Below are 12,664 nucleotides of genomic sequence, written 5' to 3' on the forward strand. Positions count from 1 at the left end.
AAGATACTCCGTTTAACGGAGTGAGGACAAGACCGGCTTTCTCGGCTCGAAGAGCCAGGCGTCGAAGAGCTCGTCGAGCTGCTTGCCGGAGAGCTGCTCGGCGAGTGCGATGAGCTGCGGCGTCGTGACATACCCGTACTTGTAGCGGGCCGTCCATTCCTTGACGATCTTGAAGAAGACGGGATCGCCCACGGCCTTGCGCAGCGCGTGCAGCGCCATGCCGCCACGCGTGTAGACCGACTCGTTGAACAGGTCGTCTGGCAGCGCGCGGCCCGGCGGGTAGGTCCACATCGGGTCGGAGGCGGGCCTGGCGTAGAAGCCGTCGAAGACGCTCTCCGCGCTGGCCCTGCCCTTGTGCTCAGACCACAGCCACTCGGCGTAGGTGGCGAAGCCCTCGTTGAGCCACAGGTCCCTCCACCGCCTGACGGACAGGCTGTTGCCGAACCACTGGTGAGCCAGCTCGTGGGCGATGATGCTCTCCGCCGGCCGGAAGCCGCCGTACATCGGCTTGGTCTGGTTCTCCAGCGCGTAGCCCGCCGCGAAGTCGTCGATGACGCCGCCGGTGGACGAGAACGGGTACGGGCCGAAGACCTTGGTCCAGTAGTCGGTCACCTCGCCCGAGGTGGCGTAGAGGTCGTCGAGCGCCGAGGCGAACTGCGGATCGACGGCGGCCAGGTTGGGGATACCGGTCGCGGTCGTGCCCTGGCGCAGCTCGAACTTGCCGAGCGTCATCGTGGCCAGGTACGTCGCCATCGGATGCTTCTCCGACCACGTGAACGTGGTCTTGCCGCCGTTCGTGACGGGCTGCCTGGTCTGCTCGCCGTTCGCCAGCGCCGTCACCCCCCGCGGCACGGTCAGCTCGAAGTCGAAGCGCGCCTTGTCGGCGGGGTGGTCGTTGGAGGGGAACCAGGTCTTGGCGCCGTTGGGCTGGCAGGCGACGAAGGCGCCGTCGGGGGTCGGGATGAAGCCGTAGGTGCCGAGGTTGGAGGAGTCCCTCACCGGCTTCGGCGTGCCCTCGTAGGCGACGGTGACGGTGAAGGCGTGGTTCTCGCGCAGCCGTTTGGCGGGCGTCACCGTCAGCTCGCTGCCGCTGCGCTCGAACCTCGCAGGAGCGCCGTCCACCTCGACCTTGCCCACCTCGAAGCCGGACAGGTCGAGGTTGAAGCGCGGCAGCGACTGCGTGGCCTTGGCCTGGATCGAGGTCAGCCCGTTCAGGTGCTTGGCGGTGGGGTCGTAGCCGATCTTCAGGTGATAGCGGGTGACGTCGTAGCCGCCGTTGCCGTCCAAGGGGAAGTCGGGGTCGCCGATGCCTCGCCCCGGCTCGGCCTGAGGGGCCGCGGGGGCGGGGGTGGCGGCGGGCGGAACCTGGGCCCCGGTGGAAGAAGGGGCGCAGGCGACCGCCCCGAGGAGCGTCAACAGCACAGCACAGCGCATGGCCACAGAGACTACGCGAGCCATTGCCGCCGGTCAGGCATCTACGACAAGGGTCTTGGCCGCCTTGTCGTGCAGGGCCTGTTTACGTGGGTCGAACAGGATCCAACCAAGATTGATGATCCCGAAACAGCATGAATAGTCCAGAATGGCGGCGACCGCCTGCCTGATCGCCGCCTGCCCGACCGTGATCGGCTGGCCCGTGTCGGCGACCACCCGCATCCCGAACAGTCTCTTGCCCAGCGTCTGCCCGTGCCAGTAGGCGTGCAGCAGCCAGTAGTAGAGGAACGAGATCACCCCGGCGATGAAGACGTGCTGCACGGGCACGCGTACCGCCATCTCCTTCGAGGGGTCCCAGACGTACTGCCAGCTCGTCCAGGTGAACGGCGACGCGATGGCGGAGACGATGACGCTGTCGACGATCCCGGCGAAAAGCCGTCGCCAACGTCCTGCGAGAGGTGGCATGATCTGATGATCACCCACCTCTGACCAGGACAAACATCTACAGGTTGCCGCGGCGCTCCTGCTCGCGCTCGATCGCCTCGAACAGTGCCTTGAAGTTGCCCTTGCCGAAGCCGAGCGAGCCGTGCCGCTCGATGAGCTCGAAGAACACCGTCGGGCGGTCCTGCACCGGCTTGGTGAAGATCTGCAGCAGGTAGCCGTCCTCGTCGCGGTCCACCAGGATCTTGCGCTGCTTCAGCTCGTCGATCGGCGCCCGCACCTCGCCGATCCTGGCGCGCAGCTCGGGGTCGTCGTAGTAGGAGTCGGGGGTGTCGAGGAACTCCACGCCCGCCGCCCGCATGTTGTCGACGGTGGTGAGGATGTCGTTGGTGGCCAGCGCGATGTGCTGCACGCCGGGTCCGCCGTAGAACTCCAGGTACTCGTCGATCTGCGACTTCTTACGGCTGATCGCGGGCTCGTTGAGCGGGAACTTCACCTTGCGGGTGCCGTCCGCGACGACCTTCGACATCAGCGCGGAGTACTCGGTGGCGATGTCGTCGCCGACGAACTCCGCCATGTTGGTGAAGCCCATCACGTTCCGGTAGAACTCGACCCACTCGTCCATCTTGCCGAGCTCGACGTTGCCCACGCAGTGGTCGACCGCCTGGAAGAACCGCTTGGCGGGCGGCGCCACCATCGGCTCGGCCTGGCGGTAGCCGGGCAGGTAGGCGCCCGAGTAGTTGGACCTGTCCACCAGGGTGTGCCGGGTCTCGCCGTAGGTGGCGATGGCCGCGATCACGACCTTGCCGCTCTCGTCCTCCAGCGTGTACGGCTCGGCGAGCCCCCGGGCGCCCCGCGCGACGGCGTGCTCGTAGGCCGCCTCGACGTCGGGCACCTCGATGGCCAGGTCGATCACGCCGTCGCCGTGCTCGGCGACGTGGCGGGCCAGGTCGGTGCCGGGCCGTACCGACGAGCGGAACTCGAACCGCGCACCACCCGAGGTCAGCACGTAGGCCACCTCGTCCCTGCTGCCGTTCTCGGGGCCGCGGTAGGCGACCAGCTTCATCCCGAACGCGGTGGAGTAGTAGTGAGCCGCCTGCTTGGCGTTGCCCACGGCGAACACCACGGCGTCCATGCCCTTGACCGGAAACTCATCGCTCATACCGATAACTCTCGATTTATGTGGACGGCTTGTGCAACTGTCACTTGAAACAGTGGACAATTTGTCCATGACCATCGACGATCTGGACGCCAAACTGCTCAGTCTGCTCGCCACGGAGCCACGCCTCGGAGTTCTGGAGTATTCCCGCAGGCTCGGCGTCGCCCGAGGCACCGTGCAGGCCCGGCTCGACAGGATGATCGCCAGGGGGGTCATCACAGGTTTCGGCCCCGACGTCTCGGCGGCCGCGCTCGGCTACGACGTCACCGCTTTCGTGACCATGGAGATCCGTCAGGTCAGCGGGCACGATCCGGTCGCCGACCAGCTCGCGCGCATACCCGAAGTGCTGGAGGTCCACACCATCACCGGCGGCAGCGACCTGTTGTGCAGGGTCGTGGCGCGCACCAACGCCGACCTTCAGCGCGTCATCGACCGGATCGTCGCTGTGCAAGGGGTTCTGCGGACTTCTTCGGTGATCGTGCTCGACACTCCGGTCCCATACCGGGTTATGCCATTGGTCACGGATGTACCACGTCGAGGGGGTCTAAAGCCGTAGCATCGTTACCGATCGTTTATTCTTGGCCTTCCGCCCAGCTGACGGGGGTTTGCTGAGCTTGCGATCGGGGGAGTCTGTGGCGAAGAGCACGCGGAGACGGCGAATACTCCGCTGGGTGGCGATCGCGTTCGGTGCCGGGATCCTCGCCATGGTCGGCCTCTTCGGGATCGCATGGGCGATGACCCCGATCCCGGACAGCACCCAGAAGGAAGCCACGGCGCAGGGCTCGGTGATCTACTACCGCGACGGCAAGTCCGTCCTCGCCAAGCAGGGCGTCAACCGTAAGAACGTCAAACTCGGCCAGGTGCCCGCGCACGTCCGCGACGCGGTCATCGCCGCCGAGAACCGCTCCTTCTACAGCGACGGCGGCGTGTCCCTCAAGGGCACCGCGCGCGCCGTCTGGTCGACGGTCACGGGCCAGCAGCTCCAGGGCGGCTCCACGATCACCCAGCAGATGGTCCGCAACTACTACAGCGGCCTCAGCCAGGAACGATCGATCACGAGGAAGTTCAAGGAGATCCTGATCTCCATCAAGGTCGACCAGTCCAAGTCGAAGGACTGGGTCCTCGAGCAGTACCTCAACACGATCTACTTCGGCAGGGGCGCCAACGGCGTCCAGGCCGCCGCGCAGGCGTACTTCGGTAAGAACGTCGAGGACCTGACCGTCGCCGAGGGCGCCTACCTCGCCGCCGTCATCCAGCAGCCCAGCAGGTTCGCCGACCCCAAGGCCGCCGATCTCGACGCGGCGAGGACGCGCTGGAAGGCGATCGTCGACGCCATGGTGCAGACCCGCGCCATCACCGCCCAGGACGCGGCCAAGCAGGTCTTCCCCGCGCTGAAGAAGCCCAGGGCGGCCTTCGCGCTCAAGGGCCAGGACCAGGTGATGGTCGACAGGGTCCGCGAGGAGCTCAACGCCCGCGGCTACACCGACGAGGTCATCGACAACGGCGGCCTCAAGATCGTGACCACCTTCGACAAGAACCTCATGGGCGCGGCCGAGCGCGCCGTGAAGTCCGTGCTGCCCGAGTCCACGTCCAAGAAGGTGCGCACGGGACTGGCCGCGATCGACCCCGCGACCGGCGAGGTCGTCGCCTTCTACGGCGGGCGCAAGGACCAGTCGTGGGACAACGCCTTCTCCGCCAAGGTCCAGGCGGGCTCGACGTTCAAGCCGTACACGCTGGCCACGGCCCTCGACAACGGCTTCGACCTGTCGACCACGGTCAACGGCAACTCGCCCATCTCGGTGCGCGGCGCCTCCCAGGCCATCCCGAACGACAGCGGACGCTCCTACGGGTACATCGACCTGGTCCGCGCCACGCAGAACTCCGTCAACACCGCCTTCGTCGACCTCGGCCAGAAGGTCGGCCTCGACAAGGTCGCCAAGGTCGCCGAGGCGGCCGGGATCCCCGCGAGCCAGCTCGACCAACACAAGATCGCGGCCTCGTTCCCGCTCGGCGTCGCCTCCGTCAGCGCCGTCCAGAACGCCTCAGGCTTCGCCAGCTTCGCCAACGGCGGCGTCCACATGGAGACCCACGTCATCAAGTCGGTGACCGACGCCAACGGCAAGAAGTCCGTCATCAAGCCCAAGTCGACGACCGTGGTCGGCAAGCAGGCCGCCGCCGACGCGATCTACGCCATGGAGCAGGTCGTCAAGTACGGCACCGGCACCGGCGCCCGCCTCTACGACCGGCCCGTGGCGGGCAAGACCGGCACCACCGACAGCTCGGGCGCGGTCTGGTTCAACGGCTTCACCCCGCAGCTGGCCACCGCGGTCAACATGTTCCGCGACGACAACAAGACCGTCGAGGTCCCCGGGTACGGCGTGCAGTTCGGCGGCCAGCTGCCCGCGCGGATCTGGAAGGCGTTCATGACCGAGGCCCTCGAAGGCAAGCCCGTCGAGGAGTTCCCCGAGCCGTCGGACTACGGCTACAGCCAATGGGACGAGCAGGAGATGCCCGGCGACGACCGGGGGTTCGACAACGGCTACGACAGGCGCGACAACCCGTGGAACAACGAGTGGAGCGGCGAGCGGCTGGACAGCGACGAGCCGAGCACGCCGCAGCCCGACGAGACCTCCACGCCCCAGAACCCGGTCATCCCTGAGGAGACCGACCGGGGCGACGCCGACAACTCCGAGGCGCCGCCCAGCGAAGCGCCGGCCGAGCCCGACCAGCTCGACGACACCTCACACGGGCCCGGGAACCGATAGCTCGGCCACCAGGTCGGCGGGGGTGGTCACGGGGAGCCTGCAGGCGAACCCCCTGCAGACGTAGGCCGCAGGCGCCCCTCCGACCGGCCCCCGCCCTTCGAGCAACGGCACCCTGACGCCCACCTGCCCGTCCGTGGTTCCCGCGCCGGTGGCGCGGTCCCGGGTCGCCTGGCCTGTCTCGCCGCCGGAACCGTCCACGGCGGCAGGCTCCTCACCGAGGGCGATGACCATGCCGGGAACGTCGGCCAGCAGGGCCGCCCTGTGCAGCGCCTTCGTCCGCGGATCGTCGGCCGGCCCGACGATCGCCACCTCCACCGGCCCCGCCAGCGCGGCCTGCGCCGCGGCCAGCCCCCACCCCGCGAACCTCGCATGCCCCCTCGCCAGCACCGACACCGTCCCGAGCGCCGACTCCGCCGCCTGCCTGTGCCGGGCCGACCCGGTCAACGCCGCATACGACAGCAACGCGCCCGCGGCCGCGAACTGCCCCGAAGGCGTCGCGTTGTCCGTCGGGTCCTGCGGCCGCTGGAACAGCCGCTCGGCGTCGTCGGCCGTGTCGAAGAAGCCGCCCGACTCGTCCGCGAACCGGGACAGGATCACCTCCAGCAGCCGCCCCGCCAGCGTGAACCACCGGACCTCGCCCGTCACCCCGTACAGCGAGAGCAGCCCTTCCGCCAGGTCGGCGTAGTCCTCCAGCACGCCCGCGTTGCGCCCCGCGTGCCCGTCGCGTGAGGTCCTCAGCAGCCGGTCGCCCTCGACGTGCACCTTCTCCAGCAGCATCGCCGCCTCCCTGGCCGCCTCCACCAGGTCGGGGCGCTCGAAGACCGCTCCCGTCTCCGCGAGGGCCGCGACGGCCAGGCCGTTCCACGCCGCGACCACCTTGTCGTCGCGGCCGGGCCGTACGCGCTCGTCCCTGGCGGCCATCAGCCGCGACCGCACCCGCGCGAACCTGGCGGGGTCGTCGGGATCGGTCAGCAGCTGCAGCACCGACGTGCCGTGCTCGAACGTGCCCTTCACCTCGAACAGCTCGATCGCCCACTCCGCGTCCTGCGGCTCCAGGACCTCGCGCAGCCGGGCGGGCGTCCAGACGTAGAACCTGCCCTCCTCGCCCTCGCTGTCGGCGTCGAGCGCCGAGGCGAACCCGCCCTCCGGCGTACGCATCTCCCTCAGCAGCCAGTCGGCGGTCTCCAGCGCGACCCTCCTGGCCTGCGGCGCGCCCGTGGCCTTCCACCAGTGCGTGTAGACGCGCAACAGCAGCGCGTTGTCGTAGAGCATCTTCTCGAAGTGCGGCACCACCCACTCGGCGTCCACGCTGTAACGCGCGAACCCGCCCCCGAGCTGGTCGTAGATGCCGCCTCTTGCCATCGCCTCCAGCGTCCTGTGCGCCATCTCCCGCGCCACGGCCGCGCCGTCGCCCTGGTACCTCAGCAGGAACTCCAGCACCATCGACGGCGGGAACTTCGGCGCCCCGCCGAACCCCCCGCGCGCGTGGTCGAACGACTGCATCAGGTTCTGTACGGCCAGCGCCAGCGTCTCGGGCGTCGGCACGGGACCGCTCGGCAGCGTCGAGCCCCCCGTGAGCGCCTCGACGACCTTCGAGCCCTGCTCGAGCACCTGCTCCCTGTCGCCGGTCCACGCGTTGTGCACCCCGACGAGCAGACGCTGGAACTGGGGCTTCGGGAAGTAGGTGCCGCAGTAGAACGGGTGCCCCTCCGGCGTCGCGAACACCGTCATCGGCCACCCGCCGTGCTGCGTCATGGCCTGCGTGGCGCTCATGTAGACGGCGTCGACGTCCGGCCTTTCCTCCCTGTCGACCTTGACGTTGACGAAACGCTCGTTCATCAGACGGGCGGTCTCGGCGTCCTCGAAACTCTCGTGGGCCATGACATGGCACCAGTGACAGGCTGAGTAGCCGACCGAGATCAGCAGCGGGACGTCACGCCGCCGCGCCTCGTCGAAGGCCTCCTGACCCCACTCGAACCAGTCGACCGGGTTGTCGGCGTGCTGCTGAAGATAGGGGCTGGTGGCGTGCTTCAGCCTGTTCATGCAACCAGCCTCTCACGTGCGTCCGCACTTCCTGACGCGTCGCCCACCCCGCCCGACGCCCGCCCCGCCCAGGCTCTGACAGGACCCGGGCGACCTGGTACCGAGGTGGTGGACGGGCCTGACGTAGATGAGGGAAAGGGGCGGGTAGGTTACCGAGCGTGGACCTTGACTTCGTGAGCGCCCATGCCGAGCGCTCCGCGACCGCGCTCACCCGCAGGGACGTGGCCCGCGTGCTGCTGGCCGTCCCTTCGGGCGTGGCGCTCGTGGCGCTGCCCGACCTGCGGCGGGAGATGATGGCCGTGGGCAACCCGCTCTCGGCGACGTTCTGGGACACCGCGAGGAGCACGCTCAGCGCGATCGAGTCGGGCACGGCCACGGTCGGCGACGTGCAGCGGTGGCTGGAGGCCACGGGCAGCGAGCCGATCCTGCTCACGCCCAGCTACTTCGTCTGGCCCGAGGAGGACGAGCGGGGCCCGGTCGCCGAGGAGATGTACACGCGTTTCATCGCCTACCTGGAGGAACGCATCAAGGCGGGCGAGATCGACCCCGACGAGCTGGCGAGCGGCAACCCGGCGGCCCGGGCCGCCTACGAGGAGATGCAGGAGCGCTGGCTCAACACCCCGCTGCCCGACGGCAGGGTGCCCGTCCTCGTGGTGAGCGACGAGCAGGACGAGGAGCTGTTCGCCGCCTGGGACGAGGAGGAGTCCTACGCGCTGGCCGAGCTGCGGCGGATCCTCGCCGAGCTGCCCAAGCGTCCTGAGCTGCCGGAGCCCGACCTGCGGCACGCGGCGGCCAGGCTGCGGGAGATGCTCGTCTTCCCCGGCTATCCGGGCAACGTGTTGAGGGCGTGCGCGGGGTTCGAGGGCGGACTGATCCCCGATGACGACCGCGAGTTGTGGCTCGCCGTCGTCGCCGGCATCGCGGGCCCGATCTCCGACCTGGACGAGGAGCCGGCCGAGGAGCACGAGGAGCTCAGCCACGAGGAGGCGGCGCTGGCGGCGCTGTGCGCGATCCACCACGCCGACTGGCTGGCCGCGGTGGCGGCGCTGGCCAGGCTGGGGCCTGGCGCGCTGGCCTCGCCCGAGCGGATCGCCCAGCTCATCGCCGAGTCCGAGGACATCACGGTCGACATGGACGACCCCGACGACCTCGACACGACGGAGACCCTGTTCTCGCACGTCACAGGGCTGTGGGCCTATCTGGGGATCGTGGACGAGGACGACGTGCTCACACCGCTGGGCTGGTGGGGCCTGCCCGAGGCGCTGGAGCGGGCCTGGTCGCCCGAGGACTGAGCGTGCCCGAGCGTGGGTGGCCGTTCTGAGGGTTCTCTAAGAACGCTCGACCAGACTGGAGCGCGTGAAGGCGCGCATACTCGTGGTGGACGACGAGCGGAACCTGGCCGACCTCGTGGCGATGGCGCTGCGCTACGAGGGCTTCGAGGCGGTGACCGCCGACTCCGGCGGCGCGGCGCTGGCCAGGGTGGCCGACTTCGGGCCCGACCTGATCGTGCTCGACGTCATGCTGCCCGACATCACCGGTGTGGAGGTCTGCCGCCGGCTGCGCAGGCAGGCCGTGCACACCCCGGTGATCTTCCTGACCGCCAAGGACGCGCACGAGGACAAGATCACCGGGCTGACCTCCGGTGGTGACGACTACGTCACCAAGCCGTTCAGCCTGGAGGAACTGGTCGCACGGGTGCGGGTGGTGCTGCGCCGTACCAGGCCGTCCACAGGCCCGCGCATGGAGTTCGCCGACCTGTCCATGGACGAGGACCGCTACGAGGTGCGGCGCGGCGGCACGCTGGTCGAGCTCACCCCCACGGAGTACAAGCTGCTGCGCTACCTCATGGTCAACGCTGGACGCGTGCTCACCAAGCAGCAGATCCTCGACCACGTGTGGGATTTCGACTTCGGCGGCAGCGACGGCGTCGTCCAGACGTATGTCAGCTACCTGCGCCGCAAGGTCGACGACCGGGAGCCTCAGCTCATCCACACCGTGCCGCGCGTCGGCTACGTCCTGAGGCTGCCGCGATGAGCCTGCGCAGGAGGCTCACGATGACGGTGCTCGCCCTGCTCGCGGCGGGGCTGATCGTGGTCCCGCTGACGACGTTCGCCGTCGCCCGCGACTTCCTGGCCGACACCGCCCGCGACCAGCTCGCCCAGGCGGCGGGCCGCCTGGCGCCGGTATTGGCGGGTGGACGGGAGCTGTCCATGGGCGACCCCCTGCAGGCCGCCCTCGGGCCTGGGCTCGTCCAGTTGCGCGATCCGCGCGGCACGGTCCTGCAGTCCATCTCGTACGGCACGCCCCCCGACCTCGACAACCTCCGCCCGCCCGGCCCTCAGGGCTGGTCCTTCTCCAGGAGCGCCGATCGCGAACCCCGGGGGAAGGGCTGGTGGTTGCGCGCTTCGTGGCTGCCCGACGGCCGCCTGCTCGTCCTGGGCGTGCCCGCGTCGGGCTTCGACGACCTCGGCGGCAGGCTCACCGGCGTCCACTCGACGATCACCGCGCTCGCCCTGCTGGTCCTCGGCGTGTTCGCCTACCGGATCATCCGCAGGTCCGTGCGCCCGCTGGAGGAGATCGCCGCGGCCGCCAGGGCCATCGGCGAGGGAGACCTGTCGCGCAAGGTGGAACCCGCCGACGACGCGTCGGAGGCGGGCCGGCTGGGACTGGCCCTGAACGAGGCCTTCCGCCAGCGGATCGTGTCCGAGCAGCGGCTGCGCAGGTTCGTGGCCGACGCCTCGCACGAGCTGCGCACGCCAGTGGCGGCGATCAGGGGCTACGCCGAGCTGTTCAGACGCGGCGCGGCAGGCCGTCCCGACGACCTGGCACTGACGATGAGCAGGATCGAGTCGGAGGCGACGCGGATGGGCGTGCTCGTGGACGAGCTGCTGCTGCTGGCCAGGCTCGACCAGGGCAGGGCGGTGGAGCGCAGGCCCGTCGACCTGGGGGTGCTCGTGGCCGAGGCCGTGGCGGCCGCGCACGCCGTCGAGCCCGACCGGCCGCTGACGCTGGAGGTGGACGACGTCGTGATCGACGGCGACGCGGTGCGGCTGCGCCAGCTCGTCGACAACCTGCTGGCCAACGTCCGCCGGCACACGTCGAAGGGGACACCGGCGACCGTTCGGGTCCGCGAGGGGGGCGAGGGGGACAGCGTCGTGATCGAGGTCGACGACGCGGGTGAGGGCATCCCCGGCGACCAGCTCGACAAGGTCTTCGAGAGGTTCTACCGCGGCGATCCCGCGCGTGTCCGCGACCAGGGCGGTGCGGGGCTGGGGCTCGCCATCGTCGCCGCGGTGGCCCACGCCCACGGCGGAAGCGCCACAGTCTCCTCACCCCCCGGGGAGGGGGCGAGGTTCACCGTCACGCTGCCTCGAGCAGATCCTGGTACTCGGGGTGGCGGTCGATCCACTTGACCACGTAGGGGCACAGCGGGCGCACCTTCAGCCCGGTGTCCCTGCTCACGTCGAGCGCCCGCCGGACGAGCCTGCCCGCCAGCCCCTGCCCCTCGAACGCCGGGTCCACCTCGGTGTGGGTGAAGACGATGGTCGTGGGCAGCAGCTTGTACTCGGCGAACCCGGCGAGCTCGTCGCCCACGTGGATCTCGAAGCGGCTCGCGTCAGGGTTGTCGATGACCGTGATCTCTCGGGTCACTTCTTGTCCAGGTCGGCTTCGTGGGGGACCTCGATCTTGGAAATCTGCTTGTTCATCGACTTGATGAGGAAGAACAGCGCGAATCCCATGAGGGCCACGACGGTGAAGCCCAGGATCCCCGGGCTCACGTCACCAATGGCGAAGTACGTCACGCCTTCCAGCTTACTTGCACGCGCCCGCGGTCTCCTCGGCGTGTATGCCCGCGAACAGGTCGTCCTCGGGAAGCTTGGTGTCGACCAGCGAGCGCGCCAGGTGGTAGTCCTCGGTCGGCCAGATCTCCTGCTGCAGTTCCCTGGGGCACACGAACCAGAACCCGTCGGGGTCGACCTGCGTGGCGTGCGCCATCAGCGCCTCGTCGCGGGTCTTGAAGAAGTCGCCGCACGGCACCCGCGTGGTCACCGGCCACTTCTGCGGCCTGTCCTCCCAGCGGGCGATCCAGTCGGCGTACGGCGAGCCGATCCCGCGCTTGTTCATCGCCTCGTGCAGCGCCTCGAACCGCTCCTTGGTGAAGCCCATCTGGTAGTAGAGCTTCAACGGCTGCCACGGCTCGCCCGCGCCCTGGTAACGGTCGGGGTCTCCGGCGGCGTTGAACGCCTCCACCGACACCCTGTTGGTCATGATGTGGTCAGGGTGCGGGTAGCCGCCGTCGTCGTCATAGGTGAGCATCACGTGCGGCCTGAACTCGCGCACCGCCGCCACCAGCGGCCTGGAGGCCTCTTCCAGCGGCTGGAGGGCGAAGCAGCCCTCGGGAAGCGCCTCCTCCTCGCTCTCGGGCAGGCCCGAGTCGACGAAACCGAGGAACCGCTGGCTCACGCCAAGGATCTCCCGCGCGCGATCCATCTCCTTGCGGCGGACCTCGCCGATGTTGGCGACGATCTCCGGGCGGTCCATCTTCGGATTGAGCACGGAACCGCGCTCACCGCCTGTGAGGGTACAGACGAGGACCTCAACGCCTTCCGCGACGTAACGGGCCATCGTCGCCGCGCCCTTGCTCGACTCGTCATCGGGATGGGCGTGGACGGCCATCAGCCTCAGCGCTGCGCTCACTGGCTCGCTGTCTCCTCACTTCGGACCGGGTCACTCGCCGCAAGAGGTTTACTTCTCTTGGGCGGGTCGCGGGGGCGGACCCCCAACAGGCGACAATTGTCTCGGACAACACCAGGGAGTGCAGGGA

The 12,664-nt window shown here is 69.2% G+C and carries 12 protein-coding genes; 5 read left to right on the forward strand and 7 right to left on the reverse strand.

Going from position 1 to position 12,664, the window contains the following annotated elements; genetic code table 11:
- Window positions 1–12: 12 nt before the first annotated feature.
- From AC3EO4_RS13410 to hppD, 3 genes are read right to left on the reverse strand one after another with little or no spacing between them, the layout of a single operon-like run.
- Window positions 13–1,434: a M1 family metallopeptidase gene (locus AC3EO4_RS13410; RefSeq protein WP_431895692.1), complete on the reverse strand. Its 1,422-nt coding sequence runs from the start codon at window positions 1,432–1,434 to the stop codon at window positions 13–15.
- Window positions 1,435–1,467: 33 nt separating this feature from the next.
- Window positions 1,468–1,896 carry an RDD family protein gene (locus AC3EO4_RS13415; RefSeq protein ID WP_379583736.1) on the reverse strand — a complete coding sequence of 143 codons (429 nt, stop codon included), beginning with the start codon at window positions 1,894–1,896 and terminating at the stop codon, window positions 1,468–1,470.
- 37 nt (window positions 1,897–1,933) lie between these two features.
- On the reverse strand, window positions 1,934–3,034 hold the full coding sequence (gene hppD / locus AC3EO4_RS13420; protein ID WP_379583738.1) for a 4-hydroxyphenylpyruvate dioxygenase: 1,101 nt from the start codon (window positions 3,032–3,034) through the stop codon (window positions 1,934–1,936).
- 67 nt (window positions 3,035–3,101) lie between these two features.
- Between hppD and AC3EO4_RS13425 the strand changes: the two genes are divergently transcribed.
- Together AC3EO4_RS13425 and AC3EO4_RS13430 are read left to right on the forward strand one after the other, a co-directional pair.
- Window positions 3,102–3,587 carry an Lrp/AsnC family transcriptional regulator gene (locus tag AC3EO4_RS13425; RefSeq protein WP_379583740.1) on the forward strand — a complete coding sequence of 162 codons (486 nt, stop codon included), beginning with the start codon at window positions 3,102–3,104 and terminating at the stop codon, window positions 3,585–3,587.
- Between the two features lie 115 nt (window positions 3,588–3,702).
- Window positions 3,703–5,796, forward strand: a complete 2,094-nt coding sequence (locus AC3EO4_RS13430; RefSeq protein WP_431895694.1) for a transglycosylase domain-containing protein — start codon at window positions 3,703–3,705, stop codon at window positions 5,794–5,796.
- On the opposite strand, the gene AC3EO4_RS13435 is transcribed toward AC3EO4_RS13430, so the two are convergent.
- Window positions 5,773–7,839, reverse strand: a complete 2,067-nt coding sequence (locus tag AC3EO4_RS13435) for a thioredoxin domain-containing protein (RefSeq protein WP_431895695.1) — start codon at window positions 7,837–7,839, stop codon at window positions 5,773–5,775. The two genes, AC3EO4_RS13430 and AC3EO4_RS13435, sit on opposite strands and share 24 nt — an antisense overlap.
- A 158-nt stretch (window positions 7,840–7,997) precedes the next feature.
- On the opposite strand from AC3EO4_RS13435, the gene AC3EO4_RS13440 reads away from it, so the two are divergent.
- Genes AC3EO4_RS13440 through AC3EO4_RS13450 form a run of 3 tightly spaced genes read left to right on the forward strand, consistent with a single transcriptional unit; the run spans window position 7,998 to window position 11,252 of the window.
- Window positions 7,998–9,131: a hypothetical protein gene (locus AC3EO4_RS13440; protein ID WP_431895697.1), complete on the forward strand. Its 1,134-nt coding sequence runs from the start codon at window positions 7,998–8,000 to the stop codon at window positions 9,129–9,131.
- A gap of 55 nt (window positions 9,132–9,186) precedes the next feature.
- Window positions 9,187–9,873 (forward strand): response regulator transcription factor, encoded by a 687-nt coding sequence (locus tag AC3EO4_RS13445; protein WP_431896022.1) that lies wholly within the window; start codon window positions 9,187–9,189, stop codon window positions 9,871–9,873.
- Window positions 9,870–11,252 carry a sensor histidine kinase gene (locus AC3EO4_RS13450; RefSeq protein WP_431895699.1) on the forward strand — a complete coding sequence of 461 codons (1,383 nt, stop codon included), beginning with the start codon at window positions 9,870–9,872 and terminating at the stop codon, window positions 11,250–11,252. The genes AC3EO4_RS13445 and AC3EO4_RS13450 overlap by 4 nt, the downstream gene beginning before the upstream one ends.
- Here the strand turns inward: AC3EO4_RS13450 and AC3EO4_RS13455 are convergent.
- Genes AC3EO4_RS13455 through mca form a run of 3 tightly spaced genes read right to left on the reverse strand, consistent with a single transcriptional unit; the run spans window position 11,200 to window position 12,537 of the window.
- Entirely contained in the window at window positions 11,200–11,490 is a 291-nt protein-coding gene (locus tag AC3EO4_RS13455; protein WP_379583751.1) for a GNAT family N-acetyltransferase, read from the reverse strand. The two genes, AC3EO4_RS13450 and AC3EO4_RS13455, sit on opposite strands and share 53 nt — an antisense overlap.
- Complete coding sequence (locus AC3EO4_RS13460; protein WP_358136247.1) at window positions 11,487–11,642, reverse strand: hypothetical protein; 156 nt, start codon at window positions 11,640–11,642, stop codon at window positions 11,487–11,489. The genes AC3EO4_RS13455 and AC3EO4_RS13460 overlap by 4 nt, the downstream gene beginning before the upstream one ends.
- Window positions 11,643–11,652: 10 nt before the next feature.
- Window positions 11,653–12,537, reverse strand: a complete 885-nt coding sequence (mca, locus tag AC3EO4_RS13465; protein ID WP_379583753.1) for a mycothiol conjugate amidase Mca — start codon at window positions 12,535–12,537, stop codon at window positions 11,653–11,655.
- Between the last annotated feature and the right edge of the window lie 127 nt (window positions 12,538–12,664).

The organism is Nonomuraea sp. bgisy101, from assembly GCF_057708945.1.